Annotated in this window: 14 protein-coding genes and 1 tRNA gene; 11 read left to right on the top strand and 4 right to left on the bottom strand. The window is 71.4% G+C overall.

What is annotated here, in order from left to right:
- Nucleotides 1-22: 22 nt before the first annotated feature.
- The 4 genes from mobF to ACVW00_RS17800 form a co-directional block, all read right to left on the bottom strand.
- Nucleotides 23-3,580 (bottom strand): MobF family relaxase, encoded by a 3,558-nt coding sequence (mobF, locus tag ACVW00_RS17815; RefSeq protein WP_457112231.1) that lies wholly within the window; start codon nucleotides 3,578-3,580, stop codon nucleotides 23-25.
- A 181-nt stretch (nucleotides 3,581-3,761) separates the two neighbouring features.
- A tRNA-Phe gene (locus ACVW00_RS17810) sits at nucleotides 3,762-3,838 on the bottom strand.
- Nucleotides 3,839-3,896: 58 nt separating this feature from the next.
- Nucleotides 3,897-4,919 (bottom strand): zinc-dependent alcohol dehydrogenase, encoded by a 1,023-nt coding sequence (locus ACVW00_RS17805; protein ID WP_457112230.1) that lies wholly within the window; start codon nucleotides 4,917-4,919, stop codon nucleotides 3,897-3,899.
- Between the two features lie 71 nt (nucleotides 4,920-4,990).
- Nucleotides 4,991-5,437: a DUF6069 family protein gene (locus tag ACVW00_RS17800; RefSeq protein ID WP_457112229.1), complete on the bottom strand. Its 447-nt coding sequence runs from the start codon at nucleotides 5,435-5,437 to the stop codon at nucleotides 4,991-4,993.
- Nucleotides 5,438-5,599: 162 nt separating this feature from the next.
- On the opposite strand from ACVW00_RS17800, the gene ACVW00_RS17795 reads away from it, so the two are divergent.
- From ACVW00_RS17795 to ACVW00_RS17745, 11 genes are read left to right on the top strand one after another with little or no spacing between them, the layout of a single operon-like run.
- Complete coding sequence (locus tag ACVW00_RS17795; protein ID WP_457112228.1) at nucleotides 5,600-6,376, top strand: SDR family oxidoreductase; 777 nt, start codon at nucleotides 5,600-5,602, stop codon at nucleotides 6,374-6,376.
- The gene (locus ACVW00_RS17790; RefSeq protein ID WP_457112227.1) at nucleotides 6,373-7,764 is read left to right on the top strand and encodes a cytochrome P450; all 1,392 of its coding nucleotides are present in this window, start codon (nucleotides 6,373-6,375) and stop codon (nucleotides 7,762-7,764) included. Before ACVW00_RS17795 ends, ACVW00_RS17790 begins: the two co-directional genes overlap by 4 nt.
- Entirely contained in the window at nucleotides 7,761-7,955 is a 195-nt protein-coding gene (locus ACVW00_RS17785; protein ID WP_457112226.1) for a ferredoxin, read from the top strand. Before ACVW00_RS17790 ends, ACVW00_RS17785 begins: the two co-directional genes overlap by 4 nt.
- Nucleotides 7,955-8,617 (top strand): hypothetical protein, encoded by a 663-nt coding sequence (locus ACVW00_RS17780; RefSeq protein WP_457112225.1) that lies wholly within the window; start codon nucleotides 7,955-7,957, stop codon nucleotides 8,615-8,617. The genes ACVW00_RS17785 and ACVW00_RS17780 overlap by 1 nt, the downstream gene beginning before the upstream one ends.
- Complete coding sequence (locus ACVW00_RS17775; RefSeq protein WP_457112224.1) at nucleotides 8,614-10,119, top strand: aldehyde dehydrogenase; 1,506 nt, start codon at nucleotides 8,614-8,616, stop codon at nucleotides 10,117-10,119. Before ACVW00_RS17780 ends, ACVW00_RS17775 begins: the two co-directional genes overlap by 4 nt.
- 1 nt (nucleotide 10,120) lies before the next feature.
- Nucleotides 10,121-10,867 carry an SDR family oxidoreductase gene (locus tag ACVW00_RS17770; RefSeq protein ID WP_457112223.1) on the top strand — a complete coding sequence of 249 codons (747 nt, stop codon included), beginning with the start codon at nucleotides 10,121-10,123 and terminating at the stop codon, nucleotides 10,865-10,867.
- Between the two features lie 5 nt (nucleotides 10,868-10,872).
- Nucleotides 10,873-11,763 carry an NAD(P)-dependent oxidoreductase gene (locus ACVW00_RS17765; RefSeq protein WP_457112222.1) on the top strand — a complete coding sequence of 297 codons (891 nt, stop codon included), beginning with the start codon at nucleotides 10,873-10,875 and terminating at the stop codon, nucleotides 11,761-11,763.
- A complete protein-coding gene (locus tag ACVW00_RS17760; protein WP_457112221.1) occupies nucleotides 11,760-12,122 on the top strand; it encodes a carboxymuconolactone decarboxylase family protein in 363 nt (120 codons plus the stop codon). The genes ACVW00_RS17765 and ACVW00_RS17760 overlap by 4 nt, the downstream gene beginning before the upstream one ends.
- Nucleotides 12,115-12,696 carry a TetR/AcrR family transcriptional regulator gene (locus ACVW00_RS17755; protein WP_457112220.1) on the top strand — a complete coding sequence of 194 codons (582 nt, stop codon included), beginning with the start codon at nucleotides 12,115-12,117 and terminating at the stop codon, nucleotides 12,694-12,696. Before ACVW00_RS17760 ends, ACVW00_RS17755 begins: the two co-directional genes overlap by 8 nt.
- Complete coding sequence (locus ACVW00_RS17750) at nucleotides 12,693-13,913, top strand: cytochrome P450 (protein WP_457112219.1); 1,221 nt, start codon at nucleotides 12,693-12,695, stop codon at nucleotides 13,911-13,913. Before ACVW00_RS17755 ends, ACVW00_RS17750 begins: the two co-directional genes overlap by 4 nt.
- Nucleotides 13,910-15,127 carry a hypothetical protein gene (locus ACVW00_RS17745; RefSeq protein ID WP_457112218.1) on the top strand — a complete coding sequence of 406 codons (1,218 nt, stop codon included), beginning with the start codon at nucleotides 13,910-13,912 and terminating at the stop codon, nucleotides 15,125-15,127. The genes ACVW00_RS17750 and ACVW00_RS17745 overlap by 4 nt, the downstream gene beginning before the upstream one ends.
- The last annotated feature ends 335 nt before the right edge of the window (nucleotides 15,128-15,462 follow it).

Below are 15,462 nucleotides of genomic sequence, written 5' to 3'. Positions count from 1 at the left end.
GGATTGGCGGTTTGGGTTGTGCTCAGCGGCTCAAGTGGGGACCTCGTTGGCTGGGACCTTGATGGCTGGTTGTTCGTGAGGGGACGGGTGGTTCGGGGGCCCGAGGCCGCCGTGGGGCGGGCTCGGGTCGTGGTGGGGTTGTGTGTTCGAGGTCGGGGGCGGCCACCCGGTAGGCCGTGGCCTGTCGGGTGCCTGGCTCCGGCTCGGCGCCGAGACCGGTGGTCGTGGTGATGGCGTAGTGCTCGCGGTAGGCGGCGGCCAGGCCACCGAGCTCAGCGGCACGGTCGGCGATCAGCCGGGCTCGGGCGTCCAGGTAGGGCGCCCACCCGGGATGACCGACCTCAGGGCCCGGCAGCCACGGCAACGGCCCGGCCGACGCCGGAGTGTTCGGAACGCCGAGAGTGGTCGGGTGGTCGGCGATCCGGGACGCGAGCACCAGCGCCGGCTCGCTGATCCCGGCGAGGTCGCCATACTCGTCGAGGTCGTGGGCTGCCTGGAGCAACCGGGCCGGGTGGGCCCCGCGGGCGACAGCGTCGGCGAGCACGGTGGCGAGGTGCCCGGCACCGCGGCCACCGCCGATCTTGGCCCGTTCGGCGTCCGAGAGGTCGGGGAACGCCTCGTCGACCGCTTGGTGGAGCGCGTGGCGGGCGGCGAGGTCGCGGGCGTGGTCGTAGCGGGCCACCAACGCAGGCAGGGTGGTCGCCTCGTCGAGTGTGTTGCGGATGGTGGCGGTGGCCGATGCCTCGGCACCGGTGCAGGCCAGCACGCCGGTGAGCACCTCGGTCGGCGTGCGGGGGGTCTCGGGTTCGGCTTCGCAGTCCAGGTCCAGGGCGGGTTCGGTGGCGACGTACCAGGTTGTCGAGGTGCGGCCGCGGGTGGAGGCGACGTAGAGGGCTTCGCGGGTCATCTCCGCAGTGACCAGGGCATGTGCGGTGTCGGTGGTGGTCCCTTGGCCACGGTGCGCGGTGCTGGCATAGGCCAGCTCGACCGCCTCGCTCACGTAGGAGCCGGGGAGCCGGACGGTGCCGCGGTTGGTCAGGTGCTTGACGGTCAGCGACCCGTCGGCGTGGGTGCGGGTGACCTGCCAGGTGTCGCCGTTGTGAACCCACCGAGCCCCGCGGCGACGTCGGGCATAGCGGAGCAGCCGGGCGTTGGACCGGGTGACCACCCAGTCACCGACCCCGGCGGTGTTCCCGTCACCGAGCCCGACACCGGCCCCGGAGACTTGGCCGGCCAGGACCCGCTCCAGGCGGGCGCGGGCGTTCAGCGCGACCACGTCGGCCCGGGTCGCCGCGATCAGCACCGACACCTTCCCAGCGTGGATATCGGCCGCCCAGGCGTCGTAGGCGTCCTCGAGCATCGCCTCCCGTGACCCGGCCCGGATCCGGTCTCGGTCGGTGTAGAACCGCAGCGCTTCGGGGTCCCCGGTGCGTAGGCCCAGGGTGGCGTGGCCCTCGGTCGGGTCGGTGAACCGGTGGAGGTCGGTGAGGTAGGTGGCGCCGACCTCTGCCTCCAGCAGGCTCAGCGCCCCGCCGGCATCAACGGCCGCCAGCTGGGCCGGGTCTCCGAGCAGCCGCACCGCCGCGCCAGCGGCGGTGGCCTTCGCGACCAGGTCGGCGAGCTGGAGGGTGCCGGCCATCCCGGCCTCGTCGACCAGCACCACATCACCGGCCCGCAACCTGAACCACGGATCAGCCGAGCCTGCGCCGGCCTGGTTGACGTTGTTCTCGTAGAGGAACTTGTGCAGGTTCTCCGCCCGCGCCCCCAGCTCGGCACCGAGGACCTGGGCGGCCTTCGAGCTGGTGGCCAACGGCACCACCCGCCCACCACCCTGGCCGGCAGCGTGGGGGCTGGCGGTGGCCCAGGCATGGGCGAAGGCCTGCATCGCGGTGGTCTTCCCGGCACCGGCAGGCCCGATCCCGACCGCCACCCGGGCCGGGGAGAGCGCGAAGGCCTCCACCAGTGCCCGTTGGCCAGGATCCAGGCGCAGCCCCGTGCTGGCCTCGTGGATCGCCAACGCAGCATCCAGCACCACCGCTTCCAGGTGTGGCCCGTCGCTGCTGCGGGCCGCGGCGACCAGGTTGTCTTCGGCGAGGAGGACCTCACTGGTGGTGTAGCGGGCCGTCCCGTGGGGGACGAACACGCTCTGCCCGTCACTGGTCCGCAGCAGTGTCTGTGCCTCGGTGACCAGCTCCGGTTCGCTGATCCGCACCGACAACCGCGGCCCGGTCGCCAGCTCCACGACCGCCCGGGTCGCTTCTTCACGACGCTCGGGGGAGGAGAACCGCAGCGGTCGCAGGGCCCGTTCGGTCTCGGCCCAGATGTTCCAGACCGTCCAGGTGCTGCGCTGCTCGGCCACCGCCCGAACCACCCGGGCCGCCACCTTGGCCGCCAGCTGTGCGGGGGCGTGCTCGTCGAGGTCGTCGAAGTCCGGGGTGCCGGCGACCCGGCTGCGCAGGAACCCGGCAACGTCGCGGTCCCTGAGCCGACCGACGAGGACGCTGCGGGCCTGGGCGGTCCAGTCGGCCACCTGCTCGGCCAGCGTCCGACCCGCGGCCTTGGCTTCGCGGGTCTCCAGAGTGGCCTGCTGGGCCAGCTGCAGCTGCGTCGACCTGCCGGGCTCGCGCCCGTGGACCCGCCGGTAGTCGGCAGCGAGCTCGGCGTACCGGGTCTCGATCGCCGCCCGGCGCCGCGAGAAGTGACCGACCAGCTCGAGCGGGACGCCGTCGATCTCGCGGACCGGTCGCTTCCCGTCACGCCCGGTAGCGCTGCGTTCGGTGAAGGAGATGCCGAGGCGTCGGGTCAGGGCGTCTTCGAAGCGGGTGTTGTACCGCTCGGAGGCGGCCACCCCGAGGGCGTAGAGGCCGCGAGCGTCCAGGGAGCGCCACTTGCCGTCGACGCCGCAGACCTTGTTGGCCACCGCGACATGGGTGTGCAGATCCGGGTCACCGGCCCGGGACTCACGATGGTCGAAGGCCGCGCACACCAGCCCGGTCGCATCGATCTGCGCCACCCCACCACGCCCGGTCCGGGTGAACGAGGCGTGTTCCTCAAGCCAGCCGATCGCGTTGCCCACCGCCTCGTGATGGGCGTCCTCAACCGCCGCCCGCACCTGCGGATCACCCAGGCCCCAGAGGACTGAGGCGGACTTGACCGGGGTGAAGACCAGGTCGAAACCGGCCACCGCCCGCCGACCACGGCGAGCCTCCGTTGCCGCAAACTGGTTGCGTTCGGCCGCGGACGGTGGCCGGCCGTTCAGAGAGGTGAACTCCTCGACGCGAGCCGCGACCCGGTCCGCATACGAGCCCAGGTCGGCATAGTTCGGATACGCCGCACCCAGCTTGTGCAACCCGTCCGGGTGCAGCCCGCGACCGAACAGCGCCCGCATCTGCGCCTCAGTCACCTCACTGCCGACAACCCCCAGCTGTTCCGCGCCCATGCCCATCCAGACACCCGGCGGGTTCCCACGCGCCACGTAGTACTCCGCCAACGACTGACCCGCGCGCCGCTCATCAGCCGAAGCGACCTGCCGCGTCAGATAGGTGTAACCATCACCCGCGCTCAGCTTGTGCACCGTCATCACGACGCCCACCGCCGCTGAGGTGGCTGTGCATGCCTCGGCGAGTCGTGCACTCCACGTGCACTAAGGAACAGAAAACCGCGGGTATCCGGGGTCAGCCGCGGTCTGTCACGGTCAACGGCGATATGGGTCGGGAATGGGCAAAGCCGCAGGTCAGAGGCTGTCTGACCTGCGGCTTCTGTGGTGGGCAGGGGCGGGGTCGAACCGCCGACCTTCCACTTTTCAGGCGGACGCTCGTACCAACTGAGCTACCTGCCCAACAGCCCGGAAGCATACATGCCGGCGGGCGTCGGCCCGGAACCCGGGTGGCCCTCCCTCAGTGCGTCTCACCCGTGCCTGAGACCCGGATGACGGTCTTGTCGCCGGTCCGCCGGGCGGCGTGCGCGAACGCGTCGGCAGCCTGCTCGATCGAGTATCGCGCGGTCACCAGTGAGTCCAGGTCGAGACCGGTGCCGGCGAGCTCGATGGCGCGCTTGTACGTCTCGTGCATGCGGCGCACCATCACGAAGGCGAGCCCCTTCCTCCTGGCCGGTGCTGCCGGGAAGCTCGAGTGCGACTCGGACGGGATGCCGCCGAGCGCGATCCTCGCTCCAGCACGCGCACAGTCGACCGCGGTGCTGATGGCCGCGTCCGTCCCGGCCATCTCGATGACCACGTCGACTCCGCGGCCCGAGGTCCGGTCGTCGATGCTCGCGGCAGTCTCTTCGGGGGCCCAGGCTTCGTCGGCCGCGAGCCGCACGGCGCTCGCCCGGCGGTGCTCGAGCGGCTCGCTGACGAAGACGCGAGCGGCTCCGGCGCGTCGCGCCACCTCGGCAGCGAGTACGCCGATCGGGCCGGCGCCCACGACCAGCACGTCGTGACCGGGTCGGACCTGGCCGAGGTCGACGGCGTGGATCGCCACACCCAGCGGCTCGAGGAGTGCCCCGGCGTCGTCACTGAGGGAGTCGGGCAGGGGATGCAGCAGGTGGGTCGGCCAGGACAGCTCCTGCCGGAGTGCGCCGTCGAGGTCGCCGTGCCCGGCGAAGCGCACGGTGGGGCAGAGATTCCCGTGCCCGCCCCTGCACTGCTCGCACGCGTCGCACGGGATGGCCGGGTCCACGGCCACCCGACGGCCCTCGTGCGGTCCGTCGAGCGCGACGCCGGCGAACTCGTGGCCCGGCACGACGGGCCGCTCGAGGGACACCTCACCGATCCCGCCCTCGAGGAACCAGTGCAGGTCGGACCCGCAGATGCCCATCGAGGTCACGGCGACCCTCGACCACCCGGGAGCGACCGACGTCGGCGGTGGCTCGTCGACGAGCCGCAGGTCGCCGGGAGCGAACAGCCGGGCTGCAAGCACGGGGTGCCTCTCTCTCGAGCTCGTGGACGTGGTGCCCGGACGATCCTCCACCCTTGCCGAAGCCCGGTGGCTCAGTCGGACAGGCGCGAGCCGATCGCCGGGATGATCACCGCGGCGGCGACGAGGTGCAGGACCACGAGGGTCGCGACCGCCGCGGCCCCGAGACCGATGAGGGTCGGTGCGGCGCAGGAGACCACGGCGAGGGTCCACGCCGTGCGCGTGAAGGTACGCCGCGGCTGGGCGGCCCGCCGCCGGAAGGCCGCGGCGAGAGCGGCGCCCAGGAGCGCTCCGATGAAGGTCAGCTGCCCGAAGGCGACCCACGGGATGGCCTGTCCGGTCGCGTCGGCGTACGAGACGCCGGCGGCGTGCGCTGCCGCCGCGATGGCCGTCGTGGCGGCCGCGGCGACGGCGCCCGCCGCCGCCCCGGTCCGCAGGAGCGGGAAACGTCGGGTGGTCCGGGTGGTCTTCCCGGCGGTCGTGCGGGTGGTGGTCCGGGTGGCGGTCGCGGTGGTGCTCATGGTGGTCTCCGTCCTTCTGCGCCGGCTCCTTGCCGGCTGTCGTGATCACGACGAACGGCCACCGGTCGATACGACATCCCGGTGGCGCTGCTTCAGCGACGGCCCGGCAGGGGGTTGCCAGGGCCGGCTCGGTCGGGTAGAACTGGACAGGTGTCCAATCAGGTGTCCAAGTATGCGCAGCCCGACCGCAGGCCCGCCGTGGTCAGCGGCGCCTCGTCGGGCATCGGGGCTGCCGCGGCGCTGACGCTGGCGAAGGCCGGGCACCCGGTCGCCCTGGGCGCGCGCCGGGTCGAGAAGTGTGCCGAGATCGTCGCGGAGATCCGCAGCGCCGGTGGCGAGGCGGTCGCGCACCCGCTCGACGTCACCGACGCGAGCTCGGTGGAGGCGTTCGCAAAGGCGGTGACCGGCGAGCTCGGCGACATCGAGGTGCTGGTGTCCAATGCCGGCCACGTCGCCCCGGGGATCGTGCACGAGGTGGAGACCGAGCGGTTCGCCGCCGAGATCGACCTGAACCTGCTCGGGGCCCATCGCCTGGTGCGCGCCTTCGTGCCGGGGATGGTGGAGCGGACCCGCGGGGACGTCGTCTTCGTCAGCTCCGACGTGGCCGTGCGGGCGCGTCCGTTCATGTCGTCGTACGCCGCCGGCAAGTGGGGCCTGGAAGGGATGGCGCACGCGATGCAGATGGAGCTCGAGGGCTCCGGAGTGCGGGTGAGCATCGTCCGGCCCGGCCCCACCTGGAGCGAGATGGGCACCGACTGGGACGACGCCGCGGCCGCCGACGTGCTGACCGGTTGGGTGCGGTTCGGCCTCGCCCGGCACCCGCACTTCCTCAAGCCGGCCGCGGTCGCCGACGCGATCGCGACCATCGTGGGCGCCCCGCGCGGGGTGCACCTGAACCTGGTCGAGGTCAACCCCGAGGCACCTCTGGAGGAGAAGTGACGGTTTCGACAGGCTCCACCACCGGGGGCGGCTCGACGACCGGGGAGATCCGCGAGGTCTCCCGCCGGTTCCCCGACAGCCCGCACGGGCACCTGGAGGACCTGCGTGCCGACCCGATCGACCTGCTCCACCGGGTGCGCGACGAGTGTGGTGACGTCGGCCGGTTCCGGCTCGCCGACCGCGACGTGGTCCTGGTCTCCGGTGCCGAGGCCAACGAGCAGTTCTTCCGGGCGCCGGACTCGGTGCTCGACCAGGCGGCGGCGTACCCGTTCATGACCCCGATCTTCGGCAAGGGCGTGGTCTTCGACGCCAGCCCGGAAGAACGTCAGCAGATGCTGAAGAACCAGGCCCTGCGCGGCGACATGATGCGCGGCCATGCGAGCACGATCGAGCGCGAGATCCGGCGGATGGTCGCCGCTTGGGGCGACGAGGGCGAGATCGACCTGCTCGACTGGTTCGCCGAGCTGACCATCTACACGACGTCCGCGTGCCTGATCGGCACGCCGTTCCGCGAGGAGCTGGACGCCACGTTCGCGGAGCACTACCACGAGCTCGAGCGGGGCACCGACGCGTTGGCCTACGTCGATCCCTACATGCCGGGCGTGGAGAGCTTCGAGCGACGCGATGCCGCGCGCGAGGCCCTGGTCGCGCTGGTGCAGGGCATCATCGACAAGCGGAAGGCACGCGGGACGGTCGCCAAGGAGGACCGCGACCTGCTCGACGTCCTGATCTCGATCGACATGTCCGCCGACTACATCACCGGCATCTTCATCTCGATGATGTTCGCCGGCCACCACACGTCGTCGGGCACTGCGTCCTGGGCGCTGATCGAGCTGATGCGGCACCCCGAGGTGATGGCCGCGGTCGTTGCCGAGCTCGACGAGCTGTACGCCGACCCCGACGGGAACGGTGCGGTCGAGGTGTCGTTCCAGGCGCTGCGATCCATCCCGCTGCTCGAGGCCGCGCTCAAGGAGACCCTGCGGCTGCACCCGCCGCTGGTCCTGCTGCTGCGGGTCGCGCAGGAGGAGATCGAGATCGGTGGCCACCGCATCGCGGCCGGCACGATGGTCGGCGCGACGCCTCGGGTGTCCAACCGGATCGCCGAGGACTTCCCCGACCCCGAGCTCTTCGACCCGGGACGGTACGTCGATCCGCGGCAGGAGGACCTCGCCAACCGGTGGACCTGGATCCCGTTCGGCGCCGGCAAGCACCGCTGCGTCGGCAACGCCTTCGCGATGATGCAGCTCAAGGCGATCTTCTCGGTGATCCTGCGCGACTACGAGTTCGAGATGGTCCAGCCCGCGGAGAGCTACCGCGACGACACCTCGAAGATGGTGATCCAGCTGGCGAGGCCGGCCCGGGTGCGGTACCGCCGGAGGCAGCGATGAGGGTCGTCGCCGACACCGACCTCTGCCAGGGCCACCAGCTCTGCCAGGGCGAGGCGCCGGGCGTCTTCGGCTTCGACGATGCCGCCGACACGGTGGTCCTCCTCGACGAGCGCCCCGACGAGTCGCTCCGGGACGCGGTGCGCACCGCGGTGAGGTACTGCCCGGCCTGGGCCCTGACGCTGGAGGACTGATGGTTTCAACCACTGGCGGCGACCTGACCCGCGCCGAGATCGAGGAGTTCTGGGACTCCTGGCTTGCGGTCAACCGCGAGGCCGAGCGGATCGGCGACTGGCGGATCATGGCCGAGCACTACGCCGTCGACGCGACGTACGGGTGGATGTACGCGCCCGACGAGCACTTCATGGCCGTCGGCCGCGACCAGATCCGGGACTGGGCGATCGGCATCGAGATGGACGGTCTCGACGGCTGGCACTACGACTACCAGGCCACGCTCATCGACGAGAAGCAGGCGATGGTGGTCGGTTTCTGGAAGCAGCGCTCGGGGATCGTCGACGACAGCACCGGCGAGGAGTACGAGATCCTCGGCATCGGCGGGTCGTGGTTCGGCGTCGCGCGCCAGACAGAGGGAGAGGACGCCGGGAAGCTCAAGTTCGCCTGGCAGCGCGACTGGTTCGACATGCCGTCGACCGCGCACACCTTCCTGTCGATCATCGAGGCCGGCAAGGCACCCGAGACCCTGCTGAAGCGGATGTCGGTCACCGGGCTCGAGGTGCCCGGCCACTACCGCTACCGGGACCTGCCGAGCAGCGTCTGGCCGCCGCCGGTCGAGGCCGGCAGGTTCGTGACCCAAGAGATTTCGACAGGCTCCACCACCGACAAGGACGCGCGATGACGGTTTCGACAGGCTCGACCACCGGGGACGGCTCGACCACCGGGGCGGTCCCCGCGCCGCAGCTGCTGATCGACGGCAAGCTCACGTCGGCGAGCGACGGCGCGACGTACCCGATCCTCAACCCAGCCACCGGGCAGGAGATCGGGCGGGCACCGGACGCCACGGCTGCCGACGTCGACGCGGCGATCGCCGCCGCCCGGCGGGCCTTCGACGAGACCGACTGGTCGACGGACCACGAGTTCCGCGTGCACTGCCTGCGCCAGCTGCACCAGGCTCTGCTCGACAACGCCGACGAGATGCGGGCGCTGACGACCGCCGAGGTCGGCGCCCCCGCGTTCCTCACCGCCGGCCCCCAGTACGACGTGCCGGTGGCCTCGGTCGCCTGGGTCGCCGACCTCGCGGCGTCGTACGCGTGGGAGACCGAGCTCGGCGTCGCCGCGCCGATGGGCATCGCGACCCGCCGGATCGTGCGACGCGAGGCGGTCGGGGTCGTCGCGGCCATCACGCCGTGGAACTTCCCGAACCAGATCAACCTCAACAAGGTGGGCCCGGCGCTCGCGGCCGGCAACACCGTCGTGCTCAAGGCAGCGCCCGACACGCCCTGGGTGGCGTGCGAGCTGGGCCGGCTCGCGCTCGAGCTGACGGACCTGCCGCCGGGCGTGCTGAACGTCGTCACGCCGCGCTCCAACGAGGTCGCCGGCCTCCTGGTCACCGACCCTCGCGTCGACCTGGTGTCGTTCACCGGCTCGACCGCGACCGGCAAGGCGATCATGGCTGCCGCGGCGCCCACGCTGAAGAAGGTCTTCCTCGAGCTCGGCGGCAAGTCCGCCGCGATCGTCCTCGACGACGCGGACCTCGCTGCCGCGGTCGGCACCACGGCGTTCTCCGTGTCGATCCACGCCGGACAGGGCTGTGCGCTCACCACCCGGCTGCTCGTGCCACGCGAGCGGTACGACGAGGCGGTGCAGATCGCCGCCGACACGATGGCGTCGATCGGCGCCAAGGACCCGACCGACCCGGGCACCATCTGCGGCCCGGTGATCTCCGAGATCCAGCGCGACCGGGTCAAGCGCTACCTCGACCTCGCCCTCGAGGAGGGCGGCCGGTTCGCCACGGGTGGCGCGATCGACGCGACCAAGGACGGCGGGTTCTGGATCGAGCCGACCGTGATCGCCGGGCTCGACAACTCCGCCCGGGTCGCGCAGGAGGAGATCTTCGGTCCGGTGCTGGTGGTGATCCCGCACGACGGCGACGACGACGCGGTGCGGATCGCGAACGAGTCGCCCTACGGGCTCTCCGGATCGGTCGACAGCGGCTCGCTCGAGCGTGCCCGCTCCGTCGCCGACCGCATCCGCACCGGCACGCTGGCGGTCAACGGCGGCGTCTGGTTCAGCCCCGATGCGCCCTTCGGTGGCTACAAGGAGTCAGGCATCGGCCGCGAGATGGGCGTGGCCGGGTTCGAGGAGTACCTCGAGATGAAGCTGATCGCGGAAGGGGTCTGAGGTGAGGTTCGACGGCAAGGTCGCGATCGTCACGGGGGCGGCCCAGGGGATCGGCGAGGCGTACGCCCGCGCACTGGCGACCGAGGGAGCGAGCGTCGTGGTGGCCGACCTCAACGAGGACGCCGGCAACCGGGTCGCGAAGGAGATCGAGGCGACGGGGGGCACGGCCATGTTCGTGCGCACCGACGTCTCCGACGCGACGTCGGCCACCGCGATGGCCGAGGCGACCGTGGCGGCGTACGGCGGCATCGACCTGCTGGTCAACAACGCGGCCATCTACGGGGACATGCAGTTCGACCTGCTGATCACCGTCGACTGGGACTACTACCGCAAGTTCATGAGCGTGAACATGGACGGTGCGCTCGTCGTGACGCGCGCCGTCTACCCGCACATGCAGAAGCGTGGTGGCGGGGCCATCGTCAACCAGTCCTCGACCGCGGCCTGGCTCTACTCCGGCTTCTACGGCCTGGCGAAGGTCGGGATCAACGGCCTCACCCAGCAGCTGGCCCACGAGCTCGGTGGCATGAACATCCGCGTCAACGCGATCGCGCCGGGGCCGGTCGACACCCAGGCGACCCGCACCCAGGCCGGTGACGCGGCCCACGACATCGTCCGGAACAGCCTGGCGATCAAGCGGATCGGGCAGCCCGAGGACATGGTCGGTGCTTGCCTGTTCCTGCTCTCCGACGAGGCGTCCTGGGTCACCGCGCAGATCCTCGACGTCGACGGCGGGCAGGTGTTCCGGTGATCCCGATGGCTGAGCGTGTGGAGACCAGGGTCGGGTTCATCGGCCTCGGCAACATCGGCAAGCCGATGGCGACCCGGTTGGTGGCCTGGCCGGGTGGCCTGACGGTGTACGACGTGGCGCCGGATCCCCTTGCCGAGCTGGAGAAGCTGGGCGCCCGCCCGGCCGCGTCGGTGGCCGAGCTCGCGGCAGAGTGCGGCGTGATCTGCGTGATGGTGAACACCGACGAGCAGGTCCGCGACGTGATGGGACAGGTGCTCGGAGCAGCGCGTCCCGGCGCCGTGGTCGTGGTGCACTCGACGATCTCCCCGGACCTGCCGCCACGTCTGGAGGACCTCGCCGGTCGCCACGACCTGCTCTTCGTCGACGCACCCGTGAGCGGCGGTGCGATGGGTGCGGCCGACGGCACGCTCGCGATCATGGTCGGAGGGACCGACGCAGCCTTCGCCGCCGCCCGGGAGCCGCTCGCGCTGATGGGCACCGTCGTCGTGCACTGCGGACCGGCCGGCAACGGCACCGCAGCCAAGCTGGCCCGCAACCTGCTGCACTTCGTCGCGTTCACGGCCACGGGCGAGGCACTCCGGCTCGCGGAGGCAGCCGGGGTCGACCTGGTCGCGCTCGGCCGGATCGTCCGGCACACCGACTCGATCACCGGAGGTCCCGGGGCGATCATGCACCGCGACACCACCGCGCCGCTGGCGCCCGACGACGGCTGGACCTCGATCTTCGGGCACGTGCTCGCGATCGGCGCGAAGGACCTGGCGCACGCCACCGAGCTCGCGGACCGGCTCGGGGTCGACGTACCGATGGCGCGGTACGCGTCCGCGCACCTCGCCGAAGCGCTGGGGCTCCCACCGCCTGGTGGTCAGTCGAGACCCACCGAAAGGATCGAGTCATGACCGACGAACGACGACAGCGCGGTCTCGACCGCATGACGGAGGTCTACGGCTTCGACTTCTCCGACGGCCCGGGCGACTTCTTCGGCTACACCGCGGATCACCTGTTCGCCGAGATCTGGAGCCGCCCGGGGCTCTCCGACCGGGACCGGCGGTTGCTGCTGATCGGGATGCTCGCGGGGCAGGGCGCTCAGGACGTACTGACGATCCAGGTGCCGGCGGCGTACCGGAGTGGGGACCTCGACGAGGCGGCGCTGCGCGAGATCGTCATCTTCCTCAGCCACTACGCGGGGTGGCCGGTCGGCGCACGGCTGAACAGCCTGGTCGAGGAGACGATCGGCAAGGGACGCGACGATGGCTGAGTCGGCGCTGATGCCCAACCTGCGCCAGGGCCTGAACGCGCGGCAGGCCGAGACCGTCGAGCGGCTGCTCGCCGCCGGTGAGGCCGAGCTCGACGAGGTGGGGCCGGAGGCGCTGACGATCCGCACCGTCGCCCAGCGGGCAGGCGTGTCACCGGCGACGGCGTACACCTACCTGGCCTCGAAGAGCCACCTCTTCGCCGAGCTGTTCTGGCGCCGGATCGTGACCGACCCGGGGCCCGAGCCGACCGGCGCCACCGCGACCGAGCGGATCCAGGCGTTCACCCGCCACATGGCCGCGATGCTCGGCCGGTCGCCGCACCTCGCGACGGCCGCCAACATCGCGCTGCTCGGCACCGACCCGGAGGTCGAGCGGCTGCGCCTGGTGATCGGTGCGCAGTTCGTGCAGCGCTTCCGTGAGGCCATCGGCGACCCGGTCGACCCGCGCGTGCTCGAGGCGCTCACGTTCGCGTTCTCCGGCGCGCTGCTGCAGGCGGGGATGGGGCTGATCACCTACGACGACCTCAGCCGGCGTCTCGACGACGTCGTGGCCGTGATCATGGAGGGCCACGAATGAGCGCCGAGCAGTCCGGCTGTCCGCTGCACTTCGACCACTACGACCACGCGCTGCAGGACGACCCGTACCCGACGTACGCGCGGATGCGGGCCGAGGCCCCGCTGTACCACAACGAGGAGCACGACTTCTGGGTGCTGTCGCGCCACGCGGACCTGCACAAGGCGTTCCGCACCGACGACGTGTTCTCCAACCGGATGGGCGTCTCGCTCGACCCGAGCTCGTGGAACGAGGACGCACACCTGGTCACCTCCTTCCTCGGGATGGACCCGCCGGAGCAGACACGGCTGCGCAAGCTGGTCTCCCGAGGCTTCACGCCGAAGCGGGTCTCCGACCTCGAACCCAGGATCACCGAGATCAGCGGGGAGTACCTCGACGCTGCCGTCGAGCGCGGGTCGTTCGACTGGATCACGGACTTCGCCGGGAAGTTCCCGATGGACGTCATCTCCGAGATGCTGGGCGTTCCGCAGGCCGACCGCGACGAGGTGCGCAAGTACGCCGACCTGCTGGTGATCCGCGAGGACGGCCTCCGCGACGTGCCGCCGGCCGGCTTCGAGGCGGCGATCTGGCTGTTCGGCTACTACGCGGAGCTCCTCGCCGAGCGGAAGAAGAACCCGTCCGACGACCTCGTCAGCGCCTTGATCTCGGTGACCGGTGAGGACTCCGAGGACGGACGGATGAGCGACCAGGAGCTCACCGCATTCCTCTTCCTGATGGTCGTGGCCGGCAACGAGACCACGACCAAGCTGCTCGGCAACGCGGTCGCCCACATCAGCCGGCACCCGGACCAGCGGGAAGCCGTCTTCGCGGACCCCGCGCTGGTCGAGCCCTGGATCGAGGAGACCCTCCGGTACGACGCGTCCAGCCAGCTGCTCGGCCGCCTGACCGTCAAGGACTTCACCGTCGACGGGGTGACCTGCCCCGCAGGGTCCAGGATCATGCTCAACATCGGCGCCGCCAACCACGACCACGAGGTCTTCACCGACGCCGAGGAGTTCGACCTCCGGCGCGAGAAGGCCGAGCTGGCCAGGCACATCGCGTTCGGCGGCGGTCGGCACTACTGCCTCGGTGCCAACCTCGCGCGGCTGGAGGCGAACATCGCCCTGCAGCAGCTGGTGTCGCGGTGCTCCTCGATCGAGGTGTCCGGTGAGCCGAAGCGGTTCTACTCGGCGAACGTTCGCGGCTTCGCGTCCCTGCCCGTGACGGTGACGCCTCGATGACCTCCCGCTACGCCGCGCTGACCCGGTCGGAGCTCGCCGTACTCGTCCCCGAGCTGCTGCTGATCGGTCAGCTGATCGACCGCTCCGGGATGGCCTGGTGCATCTCGGCGTACGGGCGCGAAGGCATGCAGCAGGTGGCGATCGAGGAGTGGATGGCCGCCAGCCCGATCTACACCCGGAGGATGCAGCGCGCGCTCGGCTACGAGGGCGACGACGTGGTCACGATCTTCAAGGGGCTGCAGCTCGACATCGGCGCGCCGCCGCAGTTCATGGACTTCCGGTACGCCGTCCACGACCCGTGGCACGGGGAGTTCCACCTCGACCACTGCGGCGCACTGATGGACGTCGAGCCGATGGGACCGGAGTTCGTCCGCGGGATGTGCCACGACATCGAGGACCCGACGTTCGACGCCACCGCGGTCGCGACGAACCCGCACGCACAGGTGCGTCCCGTGCACCGGCCGCCGCGGACGCCCGCGGACCGCGCGCCACACTGCGCGTGGACGGTGCGCATCGACGAGTCGCACCCACCGGTCAGCGAGTCCGAGAGCTGCCGCGAGCTCCAGCGCTCTCTGGCGGCGACGACCGAGCTGGATGCCGTCGATCGTGGCGACGAGGGTCTGTCGGACTACTCCGGGCCGCTGCTGTCCGACCTCGACTTCTCTGCGTTCTCCCACTCCGCGCTGGTGCGGATCGCCGACGAGGTCTGCCTGCAGATGCACCTGCTCAACCTCGGGTTCCTCCGCGCGATCGGCCGGCGCAGCAGCCCCGAGGCCGCGCGCGTGATCGCCGTGCACCAGCTCGTCGGCATCGCCGGGGTGGCGGCCGAGCGGATCCACGGGGCGCTGGGCGGGTCGTCCGACGCGGAAGGTGCACTCCGCGTGCTGTCCCTGCACCCGCTGCTCAACCCGGCCGCCTACGTCGACGCGTCGTTGTCGGACGTCCTGGCCGTGCGGCCGTCAGCGGCACACGACGACGGCGCGTGGATCACGCTCTGCGGACCCTCGTCGGTGGCTCCGCTGCAGGCGGCCGTCCGGGCCGTCGACCCCCACCTCGACGTGGAGGTGTCCGGGTCCGACGCGTCCTGGGCGGCGTCCGTCGTACGACGCGAGGAGGCGGCCCCGGTGGCCGACGAGGTCGCGATGACCCGGATCAGCACCGGGGCGAGCTTCCGGTTCGAGCCGAGGCGGGCGCTGCCGATCACGCCGGTGTGAGCCCGGCGGGGCCGGCCGTCGCGCCGGGCGGCAGCCCTCTCGTACACCGACATGCGAATGTCGCCGCGGGGGCGGGTGTGGTTCCCGGGGCCCCGGGCGCGACATTTGCATGCTGCTGTACGACGGGCCGGGATGGGTGACCCGGAAGCCGGCACACCGTCGAGCTGCCTCTCGTAGAAGGACATGCGAATGTCGCTGCCGGGGCGGATGTGGTTCCCAGGGGCCACTGGCGCGACATTCGCATGCTGCTGTGCGAGCGGCGGGCCGAGCCCGGTGACTGCCGAGCCCGGCGGCTGTTGCGGCCGGGCCACTGGCGTTCCGTCTGGCCTCGTAGA

It is taken from the genome of Marmoricola sp. URHA0025 HA25, from assembly GCF_054059435.1.
This window is presented reverse-complemented; position numbering and strand designations above follow the sequence as displayed.